The 23,882-nt window shown below is 73.0% G+C and carries 18 protein-coding genes; 10 read left to right on the top strand and 8 right to left on the bottom strand.

Annotated features, from left to right (window positions below; genetic code table 11):
- The first annotated feature begins 36 nt into the window (after nucleotides 1-36).
- Both pepN and VIG79_RS06760 read left to right on the top strand, forming a co-directional pair.
- A complete protein-coding gene (pepN, locus tag VIG79_RS06765; protein WP_331883781.1) occupies nucleotides 37-2,634 on the top strand; it encodes an aminopeptidase N in 2,598 nt (865 codons plus the stop codon).
- Complete coding sequence (locus tag VIG79_RS06760) at nucleotides 2,627-3,550, top strand: mechanosensitive ion channel family protein (protein ID WP_331883779.1); 924 nt, start codon at nucleotides 2,627-2,629, stop codon at nucleotides 3,548-3,550. The genes pepN and VIG79_RS06760 overlap by 8 nt, the downstream gene beginning before the upstream one ends.
- Nucleotides 3,551-3,735: 185 nt before the next feature.
- Here VIG79_RS06760 and VIG79_RS06755 read toward each other — a convergent pair whose 3' ends face one another.
- A complete protein-coding gene (locus VIG79_RS06755; protein ID WP_331883776.1) occupies nucleotides 3,736-5,016 on the bottom strand; it encodes an FAD-binding oxidoreductase in 1,281 nt (426 codons plus the stop codon).
- 85 nt (nucleotides 5,017-5,101) lie between these two features.
- Nucleotides 5,102-5,500 carry a globin gene (locus tag VIG79_RS06750; RefSeq protein ID WP_331883773.1) on the bottom strand — a complete coding sequence of 133 codons (399 nt, stop codon included), beginning with the start codon at nucleotides 5,498-5,500 and terminating at the stop codon, nucleotides 5,102-5,104.
- 132 nt (nucleotides 5,501-5,632) lie between these two features.
- On the opposite strand from VIG79_RS06750, the gene VIG79_RS06745 reads away from it, so the two are divergent.
- The 3 genes from VIG79_RS06745 to VIG79_RS06735 are packed head-to-tail and all read left to right on the top strand — an operon-like array spanning nucleotide 5,633 to nucleotide 10,114.
- Nucleotides 5,633-7,360 (top strand): glycoside hydrolase family 13 protein, encoded by a 1,728-nt coding sequence (locus VIG79_RS06745; protein ID WP_331883770.1) that lies wholly within the window; start codon nucleotides 5,633-5,635, stop codon nucleotides 7,358-7,360.
- Nucleotides 7,361-7,412: 52 nt separating this feature from the next.
- On the top strand, nucleotides 7,413-7,733 hold the full coding sequence (locus tag VIG79_RS06740; RefSeq protein ID WP_331883767.1) for a type VII secretion target: 321 nt from the start codon (nucleotides 7,413-7,415) through the stop codon (nucleotides 7,731-7,733).
- Nucleotides 7,730-10,114, top strand: a complete 2,385-nt coding sequence (locus tag VIG79_RS06735; RefSeq protein ID WP_331883763.1) for a hypothetical protein — start codon at nucleotides 7,730-7,732, stop codon at nucleotides 10,112-10,114. Before VIG79_RS06740 ends, VIG79_RS06735 begins: the two co-directional genes overlap by 4 nt.
- 75 nt (nucleotides 10,115-10,189) lie before the next feature.
- On the opposite strand, the gene VIG79_RS06730 is transcribed toward VIG79_RS06735, so the two are convergent.
- On the bottom strand, nucleotides 10,190-10,393 hold the full coding sequence (locus tag VIG79_RS06730) for a hypothetical protein (RefSeq protein ID WP_331883760.1): 204 nt from the start codon (nucleotides 10,391-10,393) through the stop codon (nucleotides 10,190-10,192).
- Between the two features lie 99 nt (nucleotides 10,394-10,492).
- Here VIG79_RS06730 and VIG79_RS06725 point away from each other — a divergent pair, with 99 nt between their 5' ends.
- Complete coding sequence (locus VIG79_RS06725; RefSeq protein WP_331883757.1) at nucleotides 10,493-11,953, top strand: MFS transporter; 1,461 nt, start codon at nucleotides 10,493-10,495, stop codon at nucleotides 11,951-11,953.
- Here the strand turns inward: VIG79_RS06725 and VIG79_RS06720 are convergent.
- Both VIG79_RS06720 and VIG79_RS06715 read right to left on the bottom strand, forming a co-directional pair.
- Nucleotides 11,924-12,568 (bottom strand): hypothetical protein, encoded by a 645-nt coding sequence (locus VIG79_RS06720; RefSeq protein ID WP_331883755.1) that lies wholly within the window; start codon nucleotides 12,566-12,568, stop codon nucleotides 11,924-11,926. The two genes, VIG79_RS06725 and VIG79_RS06720, sit on opposite strands and share 30 nt — an antisense overlap.
- On the bottom strand, nucleotides 12,565-13,023 hold the full coding sequence (locus tag VIG79_RS06715) for a thioesterase family protein (protein WP_331883753.1): 459 nt from the start codon (nucleotides 13,021-13,023) through the stop codon (nucleotides 12,565-12,567). Before VIG79_RS06715 ends, VIG79_RS06720 begins: the two co-directional genes overlap by 4 nt.
- A gap of 67 nt (nucleotides 13,024-13,090) precedes the next feature.
- Between VIG79_RS06715 and VIG79_RS06710 the strand changes: the two genes are divergently transcribed.
- Nucleotides 13,091-16,363: a BTAD domain-containing putative transcriptional regulator gene (locus tag VIG79_RS06710; protein ID WP_331883751.1), complete on the top strand. Its 3,273-nt coding sequence runs from the start codon at nucleotides 13,091-13,093 to the stop codon at nucleotides 16,361-16,363.
- On the opposite strand, the gene VIG79_RS06705 is transcribed toward VIG79_RS06710, so the two are convergent.
- Nucleotides 16,345-17,196 carry an ABC transporter permease gene (locus VIG79_RS06705; protein WP_331883749.1) on the bottom strand — a complete coding sequence of 284 codons (852 nt, stop codon included), beginning with the start codon at nucleotides 17,194-17,196 and terminating at the stop codon, nucleotides 16,345-16,347. The two genes, VIG79_RS06710 and VIG79_RS06705, sit on opposite strands and share 19 nt — an antisense overlap.
- A complete protein-coding gene (locus VIG79_RS06700) occupies nucleotides 17,193-18,179 on the bottom strand; it encodes an ATP-binding cassette domain-containing protein (RefSeq protein WP_331883746.1) in 987 nt (328 codons plus the stop codon). The genes VIG79_RS06705 and VIG79_RS06700 overlap by 4 nt, the downstream gene beginning before the upstream one ends.
- Nucleotides 18,180-18,526: 347 nt before the next feature.
- On the opposite strand from VIG79_RS06700, the gene VIG79_RS06695 reads away from it, so the two are divergent.
- Nucleotides 18,527-18,766, top strand: a complete 240-nt coding sequence (locus VIG79_RS06695) for a hypothetical protein (protein WP_331883743.1) — start codon at nucleotides 18,527-18,529, stop codon at nucleotides 18,764-18,766.
- Nucleotides 18,751-19,269 (top strand): cation:proton antiporter, encoded by a 519-nt coding sequence (locus VIG79_RS06690; RefSeq protein ID WP_331883740.1) that lies wholly within the window; start codon nucleotides 18,751-18,753, stop codon nucleotides 19,267-19,269. Before VIG79_RS06695 ends, VIG79_RS06690 begins: the two co-directional genes overlap by 16 nt.
- Before the next feature lie 3 nt (nucleotides 19,270-19,272).
- On the opposite strand, the gene VIG79_RS06685 is transcribed toward VIG79_RS06690, so the two are convergent.
- Nucleotides 19,273-20,337: a cyclic nucleotide-binding domain-containing protein gene (locus VIG79_RS06685; RefSeq protein ID WP_331883737.1), complete on the bottom strand. Its 1,065-nt coding sequence runs from the start codon at nucleotides 20,335-20,337 to the stop codon at nucleotides 19,273-19,275.
- A 132-nt stretch (nucleotides 20,338-20,469) separates the two neighbouring features.
- Here VIG79_RS06685 and VIG79_RS06680 point away from each other — a divergent pair.
- On the top strand, nucleotides 20,470-23,882 hold a 3,413-nt coding region (locus tag VIG79_RS06680; RefSeq protein WP_331883735.1), incomplete at its 3' end, for an ATP-binding protein.

Here is a 23,882-nt window from a genome sequence, read left to right as displayed (position 1 = left end):
GCCGACCCTCGTCCCCGACTCCGCAGGAGCCTCTTCGTGCCCGGCCAGAACCTCACTCGCGAGGAGGCGGCGACCCGCGCCGACCTCATCGCGGTCCACTCCTACGACGTCGTCCTGGACCTGGCCACCGGTCCGGCGACCTTCGCGACGAGGAGCACGGTGCGGTTCAGCGCGTCCGAGGGCGCCGAGACGTTCGTGGACTTCGTCGGCCGGTCCGTCGAGTCGCTCACCCTCAACGGGGTCGCGCTCGACCCGGCCACCCAGTGGGTGGACTCGCGGATCGCGCTGCCGGGTCTCGCCGCCGAGAACGAGCTCGTGGTCGAGGCGACCGGGGTCTACACCAACACCGGCGAGGGAATGCACCGGTTCGTCGACCCCGTCGACGGCGAGGTCTACCTCTACAGCCAGTTCGAGGTGCCGGACTCGCGACGGGTCTTCGCCGTCTTCGAGCAGCCCGACCTCAAGGCCACGTTCGCCTTCACCGTCACCGCACCCGCGCACTGGACGGTCCGGTCGGTCTCCCCCACGCCCGACCCCGCACCGGCCGGCGACCGTGACGGCACCGCGCTCGCGACGTGGGCCTTCGCGCCCACTCCCGTGCTCTCCTCCTACGTGACGGCCCTCGTCTCCGGGCCCTACGTCGGCGTCACCGACACGGTCCAGAGCCGCAGGGGTCCGGTCGAGCTCGGCGTGTACGCGCGTCGCTCGCTCGCCGAGTACGTCGACTCCGACAACATCCTCGACCTGACCAAGATCGGCTTCGAGTTCTTCGAGCGCGAGTTCGACTCGGCCTACCCGTTCGAGAAGTACGACCAGATCTTCACGCCCGAGTACAACGCCGGCGCGATGGAGAACGCCGGCTGCGTGACCATCACCGAGATCTACGTGTTCCGCGGCAAGGTCGCGGAGCCGCTGGTCGAGCGGCGCGGGCTGACCATCCTCCACGAGCTCGCCCACATGTGGTTCGGCGACCTGGTGACGATGCAGTGGTGGGACGACCTCTGGCTCAACGAGTCGTTCGCCGAATGGGCCTCCACCCTCTGCCAGGCCGAGGCCACCCACTGGACCGGGGCCTGGACCACGTTCCAGAGCCACGAGAAGACGTGGGCCTACCAGCAGGACCAGCTGCCCTCCACGCACCCCGTCTACGCCGACATCCGCGATCTCGACGACGTCCTGGTGAACTTCGACGGGATCACCTACGCCAAGGGCGGCGCGATCCTCAAGCAGCTCGTCGCCTACGTCGGCATCGAGCCGTTCGTCGCCGGGCTGCGCACCTACTTCGCGAAGTACGCCTGGGGGAACACCCGGTTCGCCGACCTGCTGGCCGAGCTGGAGGCTGCGTCCGGTCGTGACCTCGGGCCGTGGTCGGACCTGTGGCTCAAGACCGCCGGGGTCAACACCCTGACCCTCGACGTCGCCACCGACGGCGACGGGGTCATCACGTCGGCGGCCGTCCTGCAGACCGCAGCCGACGCCTACCCCACCCTGCGCCCGCACCGCATCGCGATCGGCCGCTACGAGCTCGAGGACGGCAAGCTGGTCCGCGTCGGCCGGCACGAGCTGGACGTCGACGGTCCGCGGACCGAGGTGCCCGAGCTCGTCGGCCTCGCGCAGCCGGACGTCCTGCTGCCCAACGACGACGACCTCAGCTACGCCAAGCTGCGCTTCGACGAGCGCTCCTACGCCACGCTGCTGGAACACACCGCCGACTTCGCCGAGAGCCTGCCCCGGTCCCTGGTCATCGGCGCGTTCTGGGAGCTGGTCCGCGAGGGCGAGATGCCGGCCCGCGACTTCGTCGACCTGCTGCTGGCGTCGCTCGCCACCGAGACCCACCCGACCGTGATCCGGACGATCCTCCAGACCACCAAACAGATCCCCTCCCAGCTGCTGACGTCGGCCACGCTGTTCTCGGCCCCCGAGCACCGCGAGGAGACCCAGGCCAAGGTGGCCGAGGCGCTCCGCACCATGGCCGAGGACGCCGAGCCCGGCAGTGACCGCCAGCTCCAGATGGTCGGTGCGTTCGGGCGGGCCGCTCGCAGCGCGGACGACATCGCCCGGCTGCGGACGGCGTTCGACGGCAGCCAGCCGTACCCGGGCCTGGAGCTCGACCAGGACATGCGCTGGGTCATGCTCTCGGCCCTTGCGGCCCTGGGCGACGCCAGTGACGAGGAGATCGCCGCCGAGCTGGCGCGCGACGACACGAACGCCGGCCGTGAGCGGGCCTTCCACGCCCGCGCCGCACGGCCGACCGCGGAGGCCAAGGCCGAGGCCTGGCGGCTCGCCGTCGAGGAGGACGGCCAGACCAACGCCGTGATCGAGGCGCTGTCCTCGGGCTGGAACCGCGCCCTCGACCAGTCGATGCTCGCCGACTACGTGCCGCGGTACTTCGACGCCCTCCTCCCCGTCTGGAACTCCCGGTCCGCGGCGATCCGCGAACGCCTCATCGGCAAGGAGTACCCGCTGGCGTTCTACCCGCTCGGGCTCGCCGGCCCGAAGCTCGTCGCGACGACCGAGGAGTGGCTCGCCGCCAACGAGGACGCTCCGCAGGCGCTGCGCCGGCTGGTCCTCGAGAAGCTGGACGCCGCGCGGACCGCCGTGGTGGCCCAGCAGTGCGACGCGAAGCGTGTTTGAGCGGCTGAACGCCATGGCGGCGCACCTCGTCCCGACCGCGCTGCCCGAGCCGTGGCAGACGCTGGTCGGGGTACCACTGCGCGTCGTCGTCATCATCCTGGGCGCCGCGCTCGCCCGGTTCGTCGTCCACCGCCTCGTCGACCGCTACGTCCGCAAGGCCAACGACAGGCACGAGAACCGGTTCACCCTGCTCGGCGCTGTCGGCGGGGTGCTGGCCAACGCGACCGGGTACGGCAACGAGCGACACGAGAAGCGCGTCGCGACGGCCGCGACGATCGTCAAGAGCACGGTGAGCGTCATCATCATCGGCACCGCGCTGCTGATGATCCTCGACCTGTTCGGGATTCCCCTCGGCCCGCTGCTCGCGTCCGCGGGGGTCGCCGGGCTGGCCATCGGCTTCGGTGCGCAGAGTCTTGTCAAGGACACCCTCTCGGGCCTGTTCATGATCGTCGAGGACCAGTACGGCGTCGGCGACGTCATCGACACCGGCACCGTGGTGGGGACCGTCGAGGAGGTCACGCTGCGGATCACCCGGCTCCGGGACGGCGACGGGGTGGTCTGGTACATCCGCAACGGCGAGATCCTCCGGCTGGGCAACCGCAGCCAGGGCTGGTCCGTCGCGGTCGTGGACGTGCAGCTGGCCTACACCGACGACATCGTCCGGGTCACCGGGATCATGACCGCCGCGGTCGAGAGCCTCGCCGACGAGGAGCCGTGGTCCGACGTCCTCATGGAGACGCCGCACGTCACCGGGATCGAGGCGATGGCCCAGGGCCTGGTCACGCTCCGGGTGACCGCCCAGGTCCGTGCCAACGAGCGCGACGGCGTCCAGCGCGAGATCCGGCGCCGGCTCAAGGTGGCCTTCGACGCCAACGACGTCCAGATGCCGGTGCCCTTCGTGGGCCCGACCGCCTGACCCGCGACTCCCGAGTCCCCAAGCAGGGCAGCCACGCCTCCGCCCGGAGTTCGCCGACAGGCCAGCTTCGGTCGTTATGGAGACGTGTTCAACGGCCGAAGTTGGCCTCGGCCACAGCGGGACCCGATCGGGGACAGCGGAACCCAGTCAGCGCGACCGGATGGGGAACGGCGGTACGCGCTGGGTCAGGCCGGCGGGATGTTGTGGTTGCGGCGGAACAGGTTTCCGGGGTCCCACGTCCGCTTGACGTCACGGAGCCGGGCCAGGGTCGCCGGCGGGTACATGCGCTCGACGACCTCCGGGCCCACGTCGTCGGTGAACGTGCCACAGACCAGCTCGGCACCCTCGCCGACCGGTTCCCACGCCGACCGAGCCGCCTCGACGTCCGCATCGGAAGCGTCCGGGGGCAGGAACGCGATCCAGTGCACGATCGCCTCCGCGTCACGCCAGGCGAGAGCCGTCGCGTCGGGAGCGACGTCCGCGAGCGCGCCGCCGAGGAACCGGACCTCGAACATCGACTGCGGGTGAGCGTCGAGTGTCGACGCGGCGAGCTCGACCGTCGCGTCAGGCAGCCTGGCGAACAGGCCGTTGGTACCGGCCATTCGTGGCGGCGGGCCGGGTGGCATGGGCGGCGCCGGAGCGAGCGTCGCGCCGTAGGGCACCACCTGGAGGTGAGCCTTGCCGACACCCGGGGCCGCCAGGACGGGGGCGAGTGCCGCGCGGGCGGCGTCCTCGTCGGCACCGGCCCAGACGAAGCTCACCACGGGCGGCGTCGGAGGTCCCAGCGGCGGGGGCTTGACCACGGTCACGCCCAGCGCACGGGGCGCGTCACGCATGGCGTCCCGAACGCCACAGACGGCCGACGCGAGTTGCGAGGGGTCGATCGGGGCCGTCCCGAAGACCACGTCCGACACGCGAGCCGCGCGAAGGTCGAGCCGGGTGGCGACCCCGAAGTTGCCTCCACCGCCCCGGATCGCGAAGTAGAGGTCCGGGTTGTCGTCGGCGCTGGCCGTGACGACGCGCCCGTCTGCGGTGACGACCTCGGCGGAGACCAGCTGGTCCACCGCGAGACCCACCGACCGCACCAGCCAGCCCAGCCCGGCTCCGAGGGTGTTGCCGCCGACACCGACTGAGCGGTTGTCGCCGGAGCTCAGGGCGAGGCCGTGGGGGGCGAGCGAGTCAGCCACGTCACCCCACAGAGCGCCGGCCCCGATGGCGACGACGTCGCCCTCGCCGACGTCGACCCGGGTGAAGCCGCCGAGGTCGACCAGCAGGCCACCGGGTACCGGGACCCAGATGCCGTGGCCGCCGCTGCGTACCGCCACCTCGACGCCTTCGGCCGCAGCCCAGCGAAGCGCCGACCCGACCTCTTCGGGCGTACGAGGTCTGACGTAGACGTCGGGGGACACGGGCGGACCGGGCAGCCGGGTCGCCTCGGCGAACCCGGCGTCGTCAGGGGTCAGCACGACCGACGGGGTCGCACGAGGTCCTCGATGGTCGGCATGGTCACCTCGGCGTCGGGGAAGGTGGCGATCCGGAGGGCGAGCCGCCCTACCCGGCCTGCGGCTCCTCGAAGGTGTTGACCATCGAGTGAGCCGCCCGGACAAGATAGTCCCGCAGGACGACATCGTGGGTCTCGTCGAGGATGCCGTCGTCGCGGATCTGGTCAACGGCGGCGAGCATGTGCGTCAGCCAGCGGTCGCGCTGGGCGGGGGTGACCGCATACGGTGCGTGCCGCATGCGCAGGCGTGGGTGGCCGCGCCGCTCCGAGTACGTCGTGGGACCGCCCCAGTACTGCTCGAGGAAGCCGAGCAGACGTTCCTCGGCGGGACCCAGGTCCTCCTCCGGGTAGAGCGCGCGCAGCTCGGGGTCCTCCGCGACGCCCTGGTAGAAGCGGTGCACCAGCGCGGCGAACGTCGGATGGCCGCCGACCTCGTCGTAGAAGCTCACCGCGTCATCCTCGCAGGCGTGCGAGGCGTCCCTTGACGTCACCGAGGTCGGCAGTGCCGGCGACCCAACCGAGCACTGAGACGGAGCGGAGGAAATTTGCATGTGGTTCGGGGCTGGCCTCACGCTTGAGGAGTGACGACCTCGTCCCTCCTCGACCTCGCCCCTGACCGCTCCGCTCACCGCGACGACGCCACCGACTGGTGGCGCAGCGCGGTGACCTACCAGATCTACCCGCGCTCGTGGGCCGACTCCGACGGCAACGGCGTCGGCGACCTGCCCGGCATCACGGCCCGGCTGCCCTACCTGCGCGACCTGGGCGTCGACGCCGTCTGGATCTCCCCGTTCTACCGCTCGCCGATGGCCGACGCCGGGTACGACGTCGCCGACTACGAGGACATCGACCCGGTGTTCGGGCGGCTGGCGGACGCCGACGCGCTCATCGAACGGGCGACCGTGCTCGGGCTCAAGGTCATGGTCGACCTGGTCCCCAACCACACCTCCGACGAGCACGCCTGGTTCACGGCGGCGCTGGCGGCGGCACCGGGCTCGCCGGAGCGCGCCCGCTACATCTTCCGCGACGGCAAGGGTCCGAACGGCGAACAGCCCCCCAACAACTGGCCGTCGGTGTTCGGCGGGATCGGGTGGACCCGGGTCACCGAGGCCGACGGGCAGCCGGGCCAGTGGTACCTGCACCTGTTCGACCGCAAGCAGCCCGACCTCAACTGGTCGAACCCGCAGGTCCGCGCCGAGTTCCTCGACATCCTCCGGTTCTGGCTGGACCGCGGTGTGGCCGGCTTCCGGGTCGACGTGGCCCACGGGTTGGTCAAGGACCCGGCCCTGCCCGACTGGGACGGCGCGCTGCGGCTGCTCGACCCGGCCGACGACGAGCCCGCCAACCCTGACGCGCCGAAGCACCCCTTCTGGGACCAGGACGGCGTCCACGAGATCTACGAGGACTGGCGCAGGGTGCTCGACGGGTACGACCGGCCCACCCGCATCCTCTGCGGTGAGGCCTGGGTCCAGCCGGTGGAGCGGCTGATGCGCTACGTCCGCCCGACGGAGATGCACCAGTCGTTCAACTTCGAGTTCCTCGACTGCCGTTGGGACGCCAAGGACCTGGTGGCGACGATCACCAGCTCGTTGGCCGCTTCGGCGACCGTCGGCGCGCCGACGACGTGGGTGCTCTCGAACCACGACGTCGTGCGGCACGCGTCCCGCCTCGGCCTCTCGCAGGATCTTCCGCGCCCCCACGGGATCCGCGCTGAGGACCCGCAGCCGGACGCCGAGCTGGGGCTACGTCGGGCCCGCGCCGCGACGACCCTGATGCTCGGACTGCCCGGAGCCGCCTACCTCTACCAGGGGGAGGAGCTCGGCCTGCCCGACTCCACCGACCTGCCGGACGAGGTACGCCAGGACCCGGCCTTCGTCCGCACCGGCGGCGAGCACACCGGTCGGGACGGCTGCCGCATCCCGTTCCCGTGGTCGGCCTCCGGTCCGTCGCTCGGGTTCGGACCCACGGCCGCGACATGGCTGCCCCAGCCCGCCGCCTACCAAGAGCTCGCCGTCGACCGCCAGGAGGGCGTGCCGGGGTCGACCCTCGAGCTCTACCGGCATCTCCTCGACCTGCGCCGGGCGTACGCGCTGGGCTCTGGTTCCCTGGAGTGGCTCGAGTCCTACGTCGACGACCCCGACGTGGTCGCGTTCCGGTCCACGGACCGGGACCGCGCCGACGTGACCGTGCTCGTCAACCTCGGAGTGGCGTCGGTGGCGCTACCGGCGGGCGCTCAGGTGCTGGCGGCGTCCGCGCAGCTCACGGGCGGATCGGTGCCGACCGACACGGCGGTCTGGTTCACCTCCTGAGGGCTGTGGACAACGGAAGGGGCGGTCCCGGCGCGGTGTCTAGCGTCGGGACATGCCTCGGTATGCGGTACGTCCCGACGATCTCGAGGACGCCGCTGCGCTGACCGCGGGTGACGCGCCCGCGCTGGCCGCCGCGCGGCGGCTGGTGGCGGCGGCGGTCGCCGAGGCGGTCGCAGCCCTCGGGGTCGGTGCCGGCCCGCTCGCCGCGGCCGTCGACGGGTTCGGCCAGGTCGAGCGCGTGGCCGCGGCGACGCTGGGCGACGCGGCCGGGATCCTCTCGGCGGGGCTGGGCAGCGCGGCGGTCGAGTACGCGAGGGTGGACTCGGTGGCCGGCGCGGGCTTCGGCGGTCGGTCACCGGGTGGCGACCGATGAGGCCGACACCCGGCGGCGGCCTGGAAGCGCTCCCGATGCCGCCGGGCGAGCCGGGCGGGATCTGGTCGGCCGCAGCGCTGCTGCGGGCCGCCGCCGCCGCGATCGGTAGCGCGCCGCTGGCGGCCGACGGCGGTCCGCTTCCGGTGCTCGCCGGCTGGTCGGGCGCCGCGGCCACGGCGGCGACGACTGAGCTGGCCCTGGTCGCAGGGCTCGAGGCGGCGATGAGTGACCGGCTGACGCGGGCGGCGGCGGTGCTGTCCGGCTACGCCGACGAGCTCGACGCCGCTCAGCGCAGTGCCGCGACGCTGCAGACCGCGTGGGATGCAGCCCTGCCCGCAGACCCGCTGGCCGCGCTTCCCGAGATGGCGCTGGCCGCCGTCGCCGGCACCTACGGCGTCGTGTCGGCCGACCTCCAGCTGGCCGCCGACGTTGCCGCGCACCGGCTGCGGGCGCTCACGAGAGAGGTCGTCGCGGTCGATCGTCCAGGACGGCCCGGAGCCTCGACCCTGGGCTGGGCCGACCCACCACCGTCCGAGGCGGCGGTGCGGGGAGCCGTGCTGGCCGGCCTCCCGGTCGTGTCGGGTGTCGTCGCCCACCGCGAAGCCGTCGCCCTGGCCGACCTGACCGCCCGAGACCTGGCGGCGGTGGCCGACGGGGACGTAGGTGCGGCGGGGCCCGCGCTCGCGCGGTTCGGGGCGCGCGGCTGGGACCCGGTCGCGGCCCAGGCGCTGTGGCAGTGGCTCGACCCGTTGACGGCGGGCCGCGCCCTCGACGCACTGGCGAGGGCGGGTGACGGCGACGCCTACGCGGGCCTGCGCGTCGCGCTGGGCTCCGCGCTCGCGACCGCCGCCGACCCCCGCTGTGCCGACGGCCTCGACGCCGCCACCCGATCCCGCCTCGACGCCTGGCGCGAGCCCTGGCTGGTGGCGCTGGCCGCGTCGGTAGCCGTCCCGCCGCCGCGAGTCGGGGGTGGCGGGGCGAGCGGCGCGGAGGTCCAGGGGGTGCTGCTGACCGGCGCCCGACTGGCCGGGCTCAGTCCCGGGACGCGGTACGCGTCCACGGTCGCCGTCGCGATGGTCACGGCCGACCGGGCTCTCCGCTCGCCGGCCAGAGTGCGGCCCGCCGCGGCGCTCACCGGGGCACGCGGCTCGACGGACGACCCGCTTCTCGCCGTGGCTCGGGCACTCGACCACGACGCCGAGGCGGCCCGGGCGTGGTTGCTCGCGCCGCTGCCCGGCGCCGACGGTCGGCTGGTCGTCGAGCAGCTGGTCGCGGGTCGCTACCGCTCCATGGACGCGGGCGCGGCGGCAACCTCGCTGGCCGCCACAGCGCAGCTCGTCACGGCGACGGGCGGTGACCCGGCGCTCCGCGACACCGTCCTCCTCGACGCGGCATTGCTCGGAGCCGTGGGAGCAGAGGCTCGATCGACGCCGGAGCCCGAGGCCTACCGAGCGGCGCTGGCGCCGGCCCTGGGCGATGTCGGCACGGTGCTCGTGCGTCACCCGGACGCGCTCACCGCTGTCCTGGACGACAGTGCTGGAGCCGGTGTGGACGCGGGCCCAGGGCCGGATGCCGACCGGCTGACCCGCCCGGGTCGATCGCGAGGAACCTGGGAGGCCGTACTCCCGGACCGGTCTACGGCCGCGGCGCTGGTCGGGGTGGTGGCCCTCGACACTGGTGCGTTGACCGAACGCGGCTCGGACACGGCACCTCGGGACCCGGCCGCGGCCCCCGCGCTGTCGCAGGTGCTCGGGGCCCTCGACACCCGGTTGGCGGCGGACCTCGTCGACGCGGTGCGGGCCGACCGCTCGGGTGATCCGCATGCGCTGGACGCCGTGGCTCGGAGGCTCGGCGAGACCGTCGGGTTCACGCTCACGAGCGCGGGCGAGGGGCTGGCTCGTCGCGACGCGGACGTGGACGACCGCAACCGCGTCCTCGCGGGGCTGGCCGAGGCGGCGGCCGGCAAGGTCGTGCTCCCGGGTGCCGGACGCCTCGCCACCCCCCTGGTCCGGCTGGCCGCCGACCGTCTGGTCGACGCCACGCTGCCCACCGACTCGGCGGCGGCCCAACGGCGCGCCACGACGCAGGCGACCGAGGGCGCCGCGGACGCCGCCAACCTCGAGGTCCGCTGGCTGGTCAGCCGGGCCCACCCCTGGACGGACGAGCAGTCGCCGCAACGGTGGGCGGCGGATCGGGATGGCGTGCGGTTCTGGGACGACGCGGGCACGCCGCTGTCCGAGAGCACGATGACGACCGCGCAGCGCCGGGCGTTCACCGCCTGGCGACAGGAGATGGGGCTGAGCCTCTACGACACCGCGCCGACCGTGGTCCGCGACGGCGTCGAGTCGGGGGTTCGGGCGGCGATGCGGTCCACGTCATGAGCCAGGGGACCCGACACTCCGGCCGACCACCGATCCGTGTCCCGACGCGGGTCGGAACGCGGACCGTCTCCGCGGCTACTCCTCGCGAGCCCGCTCCGCCTGGACCGCCTCGGGGACCACGCCCTGCCAGTCCACCGGCGTCCAGGCCTCCGATGCGACCCACTCGCTCCCACACGCCGAGCACGCGAAGAGGAGGTCCTCGCCGAGCCGTTGGCCCGACGTGGACCAGGAGCATCGCGCCTGGCACGGCGAGATGACCAGCTCCCGCATCCCGTTCATCCCCCGGATTGTTGCACCCCATCGGGTGTAGCCCGGTCGGACGAACGGCTGGGAAGCCGCCTACGCGCCGGTCGGTCGGACTTTCCTAGACTCGGGTCGATGAGCACCACCGGGGATGCTGAGCGGAAGACCGCTGGCGACCCGGTGACCCCAGCGACGGTGCCCGACCCGCCCCCGGGAGTGTTCGCTCCCGCATACCGGCTGATCTCGGTGGCCGTCATCGCCATGGTGACGATCGTCGCGTTCGAGTTCATGGCGATCGCCACCGCGATGCCGACCGCCGCGGAGGAGCTGGGCGCGGTCCGCAGCTACGGGCTCGCGTTCTCGGTGATGCTCACCGGGCAGCTGCTCGGCATCGTGCTGGCCGGCGTGTGGTCCGACCGGTCCGGACCCATGCCGGGTCTCGTGGCGGGGCAGCTGCTCTTCGCCGGGGGCGCGGCGATCTGCGGGCTGGCCGGGTCGTTCCCCGTCCTGCTCGTGGGGCGTTCGGTCACCGGCCTCGGTGCGGGGCTGGTGGTCGTCGTGCTCTACGTCGTCATCGGCCGCGTCTACCCCGCCGGGCTGCGCCCGACGGTGTTCGCCTGGGTGTCGGCCGCCTGGGTGCTGCCGGCCCTGATCGGCGCGCCGCTGTCCGGCTGGCTGACGACGGCGTTCACGTGGCGGCTGGTCTTCTGGGTGGTGGTCCCGCCGGCGCTGATGACCCTGGCCATGATCGTCAGCCAGCGCCGCGCGATCTCGCGGACCGGGGACACCGAGAGCGACCCGAGCGAACGCGCCTCGCACCGCCGAACGGCCGGCGCCGGAGTGCTGGTCGCCCTTTCCGCAGGCCTGCTCCAGCTCGGCACGTACGACCAGGTCCGCGTGTTCTCCTGGGAGACGGGGGCGGCGGTCCTCGGCGTCGTCGGGCTGCTCGTCGTCACGCCACGGTTGCTCCCGCCCGGGACGCTGCGGATGGCGGCCGGGCTGCCCTCGGTGATCCTCAGCCGGTTCTTCCTCAACGCGGCGTTCAACGGGACCATCACCTACGTCCCGCTGATGCTCACCCAGGAGCGCGGCGCGAGCGTGTCGCTCGCCGGGATCCTGTTGGCCGTCGGGTCCCTGGGCTGGTCGACGGGGTCGTGGATCCAGGGACGGCCGAGGTTCACCGGACGCCGCTGGGTGCTCGTCTCCGCCGGCGGCGCCCTGGTGGCGACCGGGGCGATGGTCATGGTCCTGCTGACGGCGTTCGGGCTGTCGGTCTGGTTCTTCGCGCCGGCCATGGTCTTCGCCGGCCTCGGCATGGGGTTGGGCTCCACCAGCCTCTCGGTCATCCTCCTCGACCTCGCGCCGGTCTCAGAGCACAGTTCCGCCTCGGCGTCCCTCCAGCTGTCCGACGTGCTCGGCAGCGTCATCGGGATCGCCGTCGCCAGCGCCCTGTTCGCCACGCTGCATACGGCGGGTGGCGACCGGCACACCTACATCGCCATCTGGTCGGTCCTCGCCGGCGTCGCCGCGCTGGTCGTCGTCAGCGGGCGCCGGTGCCGAGCCCCGTCAGCGGACCAGGACGTGGCCGCGCGGTGAGCTGAGCCTCGTCCACCGGCCGTGCGCGACGACGTCACAGCGCAGCCCCGGGTCGGCCCGGTCGACGAAGCCCAGCGCGTACGCGGCGAACGCGGCACCCGCAGGTACCGGCGGCATCGTGTCGGTCAACCGGCCCCAGACCCGCTGCCGCAGGTCGGTGACGGCCTGGCCACCGGACCCGGCCGGCGCCCCCTGGGCCACCTCGGCGATCCCCGCTCGCGCCGCCCCGACCAGCGCTTCCGCGTCGACCGACCCGACCGGCTCCCAGCCGGCGCGGGGCGGCGTCATCGCGGCCCACGCGGTCTGCAGAGTCACGGGTGGCAGCTCGAGTCCCGCGCGGGTGTCTCGGGCGAGCCGGTCACCGACAGAGGCCAGCGACACCGTCGCGTCGACGGTCGTCGGCCGGCCCAGCCGCATCGTCCGCAGCCCGACCACGACCCCGTCGCCCATCAGCCCCCGCCCGGGCAGCACGCCGACGTAGGCGGCGAGGACGGTGCCGTCGGCCTGGAGCCGCACCGCCCCGTCCTCGTCGAGCTGCCTGGCCCGCGCGACGAAGGTGCGCAGGTCGGCATACCCCTGGGCGTCATCGAGGACGATCCGGCCCCCCGGAGTCACCGCCCCCGCCACCGGAAGGGCACCTGTTCACCGCGCAGCCCCTCGAGGATCGCCTTCTCGTCCGGGTGGATCCGGCGCGGCCGGGACTGGGCGAAGTCGTAGAGGACGAGGCTCGTCTCGGCCCGTGCGTAGTGGCCGTCCCCGACGTCCTCGGGGTCGCGGACGTCGTACCCGATGTCGAAACCGGCCCCGCCCATCTTCGTCACCCACATCTCCACGGCGATCGGCGCGTGCCGGAAGGTGAGCGGCGCGATGTACTCGATCTCGTGCCGCGCGACGAGGACGCCCTCGTCGAGCAGGGAGCGGTCGCCCGCGTCACCGCCGAACCACTCCCTGAACCCGGTCACACGCGCGTCCTCCAGGAGCCGGAGGAACTGGACGTTGTTCACGTGTCCGTACGCGTCCATGTCGGACCATCGCAGAGGCACACTGACGCAGTACGGGCTGGTCGACACGGCGCCCAGTCTGGCAGCCGGGGCGCGGCGACGATCCGGTCGGTCTCGTCTGACAGACTCGACGGCCGTGGAGGTGCGGGTCCTCGGCGAGCTCGAGGTGGTCGGCCCGGGGGGCGTCGCGATCGACGTCGCCGGCTCTCGACTGCGACGCCTCGTCACCCGGTTGGCCGTCGACGCCGGTCACGTCGTCACCAGTGCCGCGCTCGTCGACGCGGTCTGGGGCGACGAACGGCCCGCCGACCCGGTTGGCGCCCTCCAGACGCTGGTCTCGCGGCTGCGCCGGGCCCTCGGCAACCCGACCGTGGTCCAGCAGTCGCACCAGGGCTACCGGCTCACCGTCGCGAGCGACGCCGTCGACGCCGAGCGGTTCCGTCGGTTGGCCCGCCGAGGTCGGGACCTCCTGGCCGCCGGCGACGCGGCGATGGCCCGGTCGACGCTCGCCGAGGCGCTCGACCTGTGGCGCGGACCGGCCCTCGCCGACGCGGACGACGGCGAGTACGCGGTCGCGCTGACCGCCCGGCTCGACGAGGAGCGGCTCGACGCCCTCGCCGCCCGGGTCGACGCGGACCTGGCCCTGGGTCACGCCGCCGACGTGGTCGCCGAGCTCGAGGACCGCACCCGCGCGAACCCCCTTCGAGAACAGCTCGCCGGCCAGCTGATGCGCGCGCTGGCCGCCACCGGCCGCCCCGCGGAGGCGCTGGCCGCCTACGAGCGGCTCCGGAGCACCCTCGCGGAGACCCTCGGCACCGACCCCTCCCCGACGCTGCGCGAGCTGCACCTGGCGCTGCTGCGCGAGGACGTCCCCGGCGCTCAGCCACCCATCGGCCGGCGCCCCGGGCTGCGCGCCGGGTTGACCAGCTTCCTCGGGCGGGAGGCCGAGACCGAACGGGTCGTCGGGGTGCTCACCGGCAGCCGGCTGGCGACGGTGGTCGGTCCCGGTGGCGCCGGCAAGACCCGGCTGGCCACCGAGGTCGGCCGGGCGTGGCAGGCTGCCCACGGGGGTGGCGCGTCCCTCGTCGAGCTCGCGCCGGTGCGCGACGAGAACGGCGTCCTGCCCGCGTTCCTCGCCGCCCTGGACCTGCGCGAGGCCATCGTCCTCGAGCGCACCCGCGAGGCGCGCCGGGGCACCGACGACTTCTCGCTGCTCGTCGCGACGCTCAGCACCGGGCCGTACCTGCTCGTCGTCGACAACTGCGAGCACCTGCTCGACGCCGCCGCGCGGCTCGTCGAGGACCTCCTGGCCTCCTGCCCCACGCTGCGCGTCCTGGCCACGAGCCGCGAACCGCTGGGGGTCGACGGGGAGTCGCTGTGCGTCCTTCCCCCGCTCGGGCTCCCACCGTGGGAGGTCGGGTTCGATGAGGCCATGTCGTATGCGTCGGTGCAGCTCTTCGTCGAGCGCGCCTCCGCGGTCCGCTCCGGTCTCGTCCTCGACGAGTCGACGCTGGCACCCGTCGTCGAGATCGTGCGCCGCCTCGACGGCCTCCCGCTGGCCATCGAGCTGGCCGCGGCGCGGACCCGGGTGCTGCCCGTGCCAGAGGTCGCGAAACGGCTCTCCGACCGGTTCCGGCTGCTGACCGGTGGCCGCCGCACCGCGCTCCCCCGCCACCAGACGCTCCGGGCCGTCGTGGAGTGGAGCTGGGACCTCCTCACCGCCGACGAGCGGCTGTTGGCCGAGCGGCTCGCCGTCTTCCCCGCCGGGTCGACGACGGAGAGCGCCACCGCGGTCTGCGCCGACGAGCGCCTCGACGCCGCCGACGTCCCCACGCTGCTCGGCTCGCTCGTCGACAAGTCGTTGCTGACGGTGGACGAGTCGCACGGGCTGCGGTACCGGATGCTGGAGACGATCCGGGAGTTCGGGATCGACCGGCTGGCCGAGCGCCGCGACGTGGACGAGGCGCGACTGCGGCACGCGACGTTCTTCGCCGACCTCGTCTCGCTCCAGTCACGACGGCTCTACGACGCCCAACAGCTCGACGCCGCAAGGGTTCTCGACGTCGAACACGACAACATCCTCTCTGCCGTCCGCTACCTCGGCGACTCCGAGGACGCGGCGCGCACGATGCGGATGGTCCTCGAGCTGAGCTGGTACTGGTCGCTGGTCGGCGCGCACGCCGAGGCCTGGACCTGGCTGGGTTATGCGCTGGCCGTCCCGGGCGAGGCCGCTCCGGGCGCCCGTGAGCTGGCCCGCGTGGTGATGCTGATGACGCGCGGCATGGAGGACAACACCGCCTTCGAGGAGGACATGACCCTGAAGGCCGCCGCGCTGCAGCAGGAGCTCGAGCTGCTCCCCGACCCGGACTACGCGCTGCCCCAGGCGGTGGTCCTGCGGGCCATGCTCGCGTACTTCGCGGGGAGCCCCGAGGTCGCCGAGCAGAAGCGCCTCGCCGGCGTCGAGCACCCGGACCCGTGGGTCCGGGCGGTGATGTTGATGCTCGGGGCCGCCATGGCGGAGAACTTCGGGCACGTCGAGGTGACGCGGGCGAACGTCGACACCGCGTTCAAGGAGTTCACCGCCCTCGGCGACCGCTGGGGTCTCGCCACCGTCGTGGCGATGAGGGCCCAGCTGCAGACCTACGACGGCGACCTCGAGGGCGCCATCGCGTCCTACGCCGAGGCCGAAGAGTATCTACGGGCCCTCGGCGCGCACTCCGACGAGGCCTTCATGGCGATGCGCCTGGCGAACCTGCGCCTTCGGCTGGACGACCTCGACGGGGCCCGGCGCGAGATCGCGCGGTTCGACGAGCTCGAGGACGCCAGCGGGTTCCCGCTGATCCTCGCCAACGCGGGTCGCGGGTGGATCGCGGTGCGCGAGGGCGACATGGACAAGGTCGCCGCGATCCGCGACACGATGACCGCCCAGGCGGAGAGCAGCCGAGCCCTCGGCGGAGCGCACGGCCAGGCCCTGCTCGGCACCATGGTGGCGCTGCTCGACGTCGAGCTCGGCGACCTCGACGCGGCGAGCAAGAGCGTGACCGCCGGGTACACCGCTGCGCTGGCGACGAAGGACATGCCGATCCTCGCGGGCAACGGCGCCGCCACGGCGCGTCTGGCCCTGGGGTACGACCGGTGCGAGGTCGCCGCGGAGCTTCTCGGTGCGGCGGCGCGGGTGCGGGGTATCGAGGACGCGACCGACCCCACCATCGCCGAGCTGTTCGCCGTGCTCCCGACCCGGCTGGGCGAGGAGGCGTTCGCCGCCGCATACGACCGGGGCTGGTCGCTCTCCCAGGCGGACGCGGTGAAGCGGCTCGACCCCGCGTCACTGGACGTGACGGAGGCCGAGCCGCTGGAGGCCGACGAGGTCGGCGGGGTTGAGGCGCCGGCTCAGGCGCGCCGCCGGTAGGCCCAGAGGGCCAGCGGGACGAACACGACGACCAGCCCGGCCATCCACACGAGGGTCCCGATGAGGTTCTCGGCGACCGGTCCACCGACCATCAGCCCACGGACCGTGCTGACCAGGTAGGTGATCGGGTTGTGGCTGACGAAGGTCTGCATCCAGCTGGGCAGCGTCGACGTCGGGACGTAGGTGTTGCTGGCAAACCCGAGGGGCAGCACGAGCAGGAACATGATCCCCTGCACGGCACCGGACGTCCGGGCGATCATCCCGACGAACACCGAGATCCAGGCGAAGCAGAGCGCGAAGGCCATCGAGATCCCGAGCGCCGCGAGCACTCCGAGCCAGCTGGTGCCGACCTGGAAGCCCATGAGCAGACCGACGCTCATCGTCACGACGAAGAGGATGAGGTAGCGGACCACGTCGGCCATGACGGCGCCGACCAGTGGGGCGGACCGTGAGATCGGCAGCGACCGGAACCGGTCGAAGACGCCCTTCTCGATGTCCTGGTTGAGGTTGACGCCGATGCTGACGCTGGCCATGGCGATGAGCTGGCCGACCATGCCCGGCAGGAGGAACTGGAGGTACTCCTGCTGCGAGCCGCCGGCGATCGCGCCGCCGAAGATGTAGGTGAACAGGGCCAGGAACACCACCGGCTGGAGGGTCACGTCGATGAGCGCCTCGGGCGTGCGCCACATCTTGATGAGGCTGCGCCGGGCGAGCACCCGGGCGTGGGTGAACAGCGAGCCGCCGCCGGTGGTCGGCTCGACGTGCCGGCCGGGGCCCGCGGACCGCGAGGGTCCGGTATGCGGGTTGTCGAGCGGTGCGGTGGTGGTGGTCATGCCGCTTCCCCTTCCGTGGAGTGGGTGGGGTGGGTGGAGTCGGTGGTGCCGTGGCCGGTGAGGGTCATGAAGACCTCGTCGAGGCTCGGCAGGTGCAGGGAGAGCTCGTTCACGCCGATGCCGTCGGCGGCCAGCCGGCCGACGACGCGCGCGAACACCTGGTCGTCGGTGACGGGCACGGTGAGCTCGGAGCGCCCGGTGACGACGGCGCGGTGGCCGGTGACGTCCACCAGCAGCCGTTCGACGTCGCCCAGCCGGTCGCGGTCGCTCGGCGTCACGACGATGCGCTGGCCGCCGATGACCCGCTTGAGGCCGTCCGGGGTGTCGTGGGCGATGACCCGCCCGTGGTCGATGACGGTGATCTCGTCGGCGAGCGCGTCGGCCTCGTCCAGGTACTGCGTGGTCAGCAGGACGGTGGACCCGTCGTCGACGAGGTTGCGCACGACGTCCCACATGTCCTCGCGCTTGGCGGGGTCGAGACCCGTCGTCGGCTCGTCGAGGAAGATCACTGCGGGGCGACCGACCAGGCTGGCCGCGAGGTCGAGCCGCCGACGCATACCGCCGCTGTAGGTCTTGGCCATCCGGCTCGAGGCCTCCCCGAGGTCGAACCACTCGAGCAGCTCCGCGGCACGAGCCTTGCCGTCGCGCGAGGAGAGGCCCAGCAGCTGGCCGATGAGCAGAAGGTTCTGGGTACCGGTGAGGTCCTCGTCGACCGAGGCGTACTGGCCGGTGAGGCCGATGGTGCGGCGGACCTGGTGCGGCTGGGTGGCGACGTCGTACCCACCGACCAGGGCGGTGCCCGAGTCGGCCTGGAGCAGCGTCGCGAGGATGCGGACGGCGGTGGTCTTACCGGCGCCGTTCGGGCCGAGGACACCGAGGACGGTGCCGGCGGGAACAGCGAGGTCGACCCCGTCGAGGGCCTGGGTGGAGCCGAAGCGCTTCCGGAGCCCCTCGGCCTGGATCATGAGGTCTGGTGATGTCATGACCTGATCGTCAGGGACGCCGCTGGCATGCCGCGCACACGCCGCTGGCACGCACTGACAGGCTCTGGCACGGTCGCACACGCGCTGGTACGCGCCTCGCGGGACCGTGGTGCCCGTCTGGCGTCGGGGCTGGTCGCCGGCCGCCTGGGTCGCTGGAGCATCACGGCACCCATCGCGGTGGTGCCCGCGGGTATCGCGCTGACGGCGGGGTCGGATCCGCTCTACCAGCGCGACCTCGACACCGCCGCCATCGAGCACTTCGTCGAGGTCGTCCTGGCCGTGGTCCTGTTCGTCGACGCGACCTGCTCAACGTCGAGAGCGGCTTCAACGACGGCCTCGTCGCGCCCTTGTTCCTCTTCGCCGTCGCGGCCGCTCACGCCACTGCCGACGAGTCCACGCCGGACGTGGAGGCCCTCATCGAGGCGGCGCCGGCGTTCCTCATCGCGATCGGGGTGGGCGTCGCCGTCGGTTTCGGCGGCGGATGGCTGATCAGCCGGGCGTACGCCGCCGGGTGGACCGACCCGCCGGCCCTGCGCATCGCGGTCCTCACCCTCCCCTGCTCTCCTACCTGGTGGCGGTGGGGCTGAAGGGCAACGGGTTCGTGGCGGCGTTCGTCGCCGGGCTGCTGTTCCGGCGGGCAGTGAAGCTGCTGCGTCACGGCGCCCTCCACCTCGTCGAGGACACCGGCGTCCTGCTGGGCCTGCTCGTCTGGTTCCTCTTCGGACAGCTCATCAACCAGACCCTCCACGACGGGACCGACTGGGCGATCGTGGTCTTCGCAGTCCTGGCCGTGGTCGTCGCCCGAACGGTCCCGGTGGTGCTCTCACTGGCTCGCACCAACATCGAGCGGGCAGACCGCCTGTTCCTGGGCTGGGTGAGCCCGCGGGGGCTGGCGTCCATCGCCTTCGGGTTGCTGGCGTACATCGAGCTGGACCCCCTGGAGAAAGAGCTCGTCGGGGAGGTCATGGTGGTGTGCGTCGTGGTCCACGGGGCCAGCGTGGTGCCGCTGGCCACCTGGTACGGACGCCGACGGGGGATCCCGGCACCGGAGCTGCCCGCCACACACCGGACGCCGCCGCCCGAGAGGTGAGCCTCAGTCGAGCGGGGCGGTCGGCGTCTCCCCCATCGGCTGGTCCTCGCGGCGGTGCGTCTCCGCCAGGGAGCGCAGCTTGTCGACGTCGATGGCGGACCGGCGCGCCACGGCGACCCGCAACGGCGTCGTCGCGCGGACCGTCGAGGTGCGAAGGCCCTCCTGGAGGATCGCACGCTCCCCCACGACGGCGCCCGGTCCGAGCTCGGCCACGGCGAGCCCGTCGACCTCGACGACGGCGACACCGTCGAGGATGAGGTACAGCTCGTCGCCCGGGTCGCCCTGACGGGTGAGCAGCGCGCCCTGGGGCAGGCGGCGGACCTCCGGCCTCGCGCCACCACGCATGATCTCGGCCGACAGCTTGCGCTCGATCTGCGACTCCACCTCGGTGACGAACGCCTCACGGTCGTGATCGCTCCACGGCGTGCGTCCCCCGAACGAGTGCCGCATCCAGCGACTCTCGTCGGTGAGCGCCGACTTCCAGGCGACCTCGCCGTCGCTCCCGTAGACCCAGTGCCGCGGGAACGTGCTCGCTCCCACCATCTGCGCCTGCGAGGACCCGTCCGCGTGGAGGGTGAGGGCCAGCGTCGTCCACACGAGGGGCGCCTGCCACCGCACGAACGGTGGGTGCGGAACCGGCCGCGGTAGCGGGATCGCCGTCCGGCCGCCCGCGGTCTGCCGGAACACCACCGACCCGCCACCGGCGCCGTCGCCCGCGCCATCGCCCACGACCTGGGCCGAACGGAGCACGGGCAGCCCGACGGCGGCGAACGTCACGCCACCGCGCGCCAGCCGGACCGTCGTCTCCCCCATCAGCAGTCCCGACCGGTCGCCGAAGCCGTGACCGACGATCCGCCCGTCCTCGACGTCGACCCAGGCCTGCAGGACGTTGGCGAACCGGAACCGTCCCGCGTCGTGAAGGGCCTGGACCTCGTCCACTCCGGAGATCCGGTCCGGCATCGGCTCGTCCCAATGTGACAGCCCGAGGTCGAACCCGAGCTTGAGCGGTCCCCACACCGACTCCGAGGGGATCCACGAGAGTGACGTCGTCGTCTCACTGACCCGCATACACAGACTCCCTGGGCGCTTCCGGACTCGTGGGGCCATGACACCACGAACCTGCTGCGTACGCCCATGGATTCGACCGCGTGCCGGACGTTCGGCGGCGGGCGGGAGAGACACCGAATTACGGTATGCGGCATGGGTGCGAGCGCGTCGACGTCGCCCTCGCCGGGCGCCGGCCCCGCGACCGGCGACCTGGCCGCGATCGAGCGCGCCATCGCGGCCCTGGAGGCGCAGCGCTCGGTGCTCGGCGACGAGGTGGTCGAGACCGCCCTGGCGCCGCTGCGTGAGCGACGGGCCCAGCTCGTCTCCGGCCAGCGGGGCGAGCAGCGCAAGCTGGTCAGCGTCCTGTTCGCCGACCTCGTGGACTTCACCGTCCTGTCCCGGCAGCTGGACCCGGAGGACACCCGGGCCGTCGTCGCCGCCTGCTTCGCCCGCTGGCAGGCGGCCATCGAGACGCACGGCGGGGTCGTCGAGAAGTTCATCGGCGACGCCGTCATGGCCGTGTTCGGTCTGCACCGCTCCTACGAGGACGACGCCGAGCGAGCGGTCCGCGCGGGTCTGGCCATGACGGCCGCGACGGCCGAGCTCAGTGACGAGGTCGAGCGCCGGTTCGGAGTGACGCCTCGGATGCGCGTCGGCGTCGACACCGGCGAGGTCGTCGTCAGCACCCTGGGCGAGCGGGCCGGACACGACTTCGTCGCGGTCGGGCCGACGGTCAACCGGGCCGCCCGCCTGCAGTCCGCCGCTCCCGTGGGCGGCGTCCTCGTCTCCACCGAGACCTACCGGCAGGTCCGACGGGCGTTCAACGTGCATCCGGTGCCCGGCCTGGAGCTCAAGGGCCTCGACGCGCCGGTCGACGCCTACCTCGTGGTCTCGGAACGTCCGCGGGGATTCCGGCTCGACCGGCTCGGCGTCGTCGAGGGCATCGAGGCGAGCACCGTCGGCCGGGCCGGTGAGATCCGGTTCCTCCAGGAACGCTTCCTCGACGTCGTCGACGAGGGGCGCTACCTCGTCGTCGACATCGTCGGGGACGCGGGCATCGGCAAGAGCCGGCTGCTGCGCGACTTCGACCTCTGGCTCGCGGGCCAGCCGCAGGTGGTGTGGTGGTTCCGTGGCCGCGCATCCCACGTCGAGCAGAACCGCGCGAACTCCCTGACCCGCGACGTCATCGCCACCCGGATGGAGATCGCCGAGAGTGACCCCCCGGGAGTCGTCCGCGAGAAGCTCGAGGCCGGGTTCGCCATGGCCTACGGGGACGGGAACCAGGCGGTACGCGCCGCACATGTGGTCGGGCTTTGGCTCGGGTTCGACCTCGGGACCGACGCGGCCGCCACGGAGGGGGTCCCGACCGAGCCCCAGAGCGTGCGCGACCAGGCGACCGTCGCCCTGGGCGAGTACTTCGCGCAGCTCGCGGCGTCACAGCCGGTCGTCATCCTGCTCGAGGACCTGCACTGGGCCGACTCGACCTCGATGCGGCTCCTGGACGACGCGGAGCGGATGTGGCGCGACTGCCCGGTCATGGTCGTGGCCACCAGCCGCACCAGCCTGTTGGAGGAGCGCCCTCGATGGGGTTCGGGCCTCGAGCACCACGTGCGGCTCTCCGTGGGGGCGCTGTCCCGCCGGGAGAGCCGGACGCTGGTCCTCGAGCTGCTCCAGAAGGTCGACGACCCGCCGATGGAGCTCGTCGACCTGGTCGTCGACTCGGGCGAGGGAAACCCGTTCTACCTCGAGGAGCTGGTCACCTGGCTCATCGACTCGGGTGTCGTCGTCCCCGACTCACCGCGGTGGCGGATCGTCGACGATCTGGTCGGCCGCCTCGTCGTTCCCCCGTCCCTCAAGGGCCTGCTCCAGGCCCGCCTCGACGCCCTGACGTCGTCGGAACGCACTGCGCTGCAACGGGCCTCGGTCGTCGGCCGGATCTTCTGGGACGACGCGGTCACCCACCTGGCCGCGGACGGCGACTCGGGCGACACGGCCCCCTTCGACCACCTGCTGGCGCGCGACCTCGTCTTCGAGCGCGAGCTCTCCGCGTTCGACTCGACCCGCGAGTTCCTCTTCAAGCACGCGCTGCTGCGCGACGTGGCTTACGACAGCGTCCTGCGCGCCCGACGCCGCGAGTACCACCGGCGGGCCGCCCGCTGGCTCGCCGACGTCACCACCGGCACGGGACGCGTCGAGGAGTATGCGGCGATCGTCGCCGAGCACCTCGACCTGGCCCACGACCCCGATGCGGCCGGCTGGTACCTGCGGGCCGGCCGTCGGGCCCTTCGGGTGTTCGCCCTCGACGAGGCGACCCACCTGCTCGAGCGGGCCGAGCAGCTGGTGCCGATCGACGACACCCGGCTGCTCTTCGACGTCGTCGCCGCGCGCGAGGACGTCCTGGAGCGGCAGGGCGACCGGACGGCCCAGGCCGCCGCGCTGCGCCGGATGGGCGAGCTCAGCGCCGCCCTCGACGACCCCGCCTGCACGGTCACGACCCTCCTCGGCGAGAGTCGCCGGGCGTTCGAGGCCAGCGAGTACGACGACGCCGTCGACCTCGCCATCCGGGCGACCGACCTCGCTCGCGAGTCCGGCCTCGACGACCGGGTGGCCGAGGGGCACCTCTGGTCCGGCAAGGCGCTGACGTGGCACGGCCGGGGCGAGGACGCTCGGGAGCGCCTCGACACCGCGCTGTCGATCGCGCGGACCGAGGGCCGGACGGCGATCGTGGCGGAGTCGCTGCGGTACCTCGCCATGCTGGCCGGCAACGAGGGCCGGTTCACGGACGCCCTGGAGCTCGGGGCGCGCGCACGGGAGGAGTTCGCGAAGGACGGAGACCTCGAGGCCGAGAGCACCGCTCTGGCTCAGCACGCGGTGACCCTGTTCAACCTCGGCCGCCTCGACGAGTCACGCGTCCTGTTCGAGCAGGCCCTCCCGGTGTTCATGGCGTCCGGGCACCTCTACCGTCAGGCCGTGGTCCTCGGCAACCTCGCCTCGGCCTCGTTCCTGATGGGCGACCTCGCCGCCGCGGAGCGCTGGTGCCACCAGGCGATCGAGCGGACCGACACGCTCGCCGACGTCGAGGCGGCAGCGACGGACGGCACCGTCCTCGGCCTCATCGAGCTGTGGACCCACCGGTGGCCGACGGCCCGGGCGAACTTCGAGTCGGCCTGGCGGACCGGCCTCGAGGTCGGCGCGACCGTCGTCGCCCTGGACGCCGCCACCTGGCTGGGCATCGGGATGGTGGAGTACGGCGAGCCACCGGAAGACGTCGTCGTCCACGCGCGATCCGTCGCCACCGACGCCGACGTCGAGACGGTCGGGCCCCAGAACGCTGGCCAGGCGCTGCTCGCGCTGGGCTACGCCCTGGTCGCCACTGGCGACCCCGCGCGGCTGGAGGAGGCCGACGCGGCCGCGAGCCGGGCGGACGAGCTGCTCGGCGACAGCGGGGTCGACGCCGGTGTGCCGCAGTGCGACGTGCTGCGACTGACGATCGCCCGAGCCCGAGGCCTCGACCCGTCGACGGCGGCCGACGACGCCGCGGCCGTCATGGCCCGGCTGGACCGGCA

Source organism: Lapillicoccus sp., from assembly GCF_036559105.1.
Lineage (GTDB): Bacteria > Actinomycetota > Actinomycetes > Actinomycetales > Dermatophilaceae > Lapillicoccus.
Note: the sequence above shows the minus strand (reverse complement) of the source record. Positions and strands in the feature narration are given on the sequence as shown.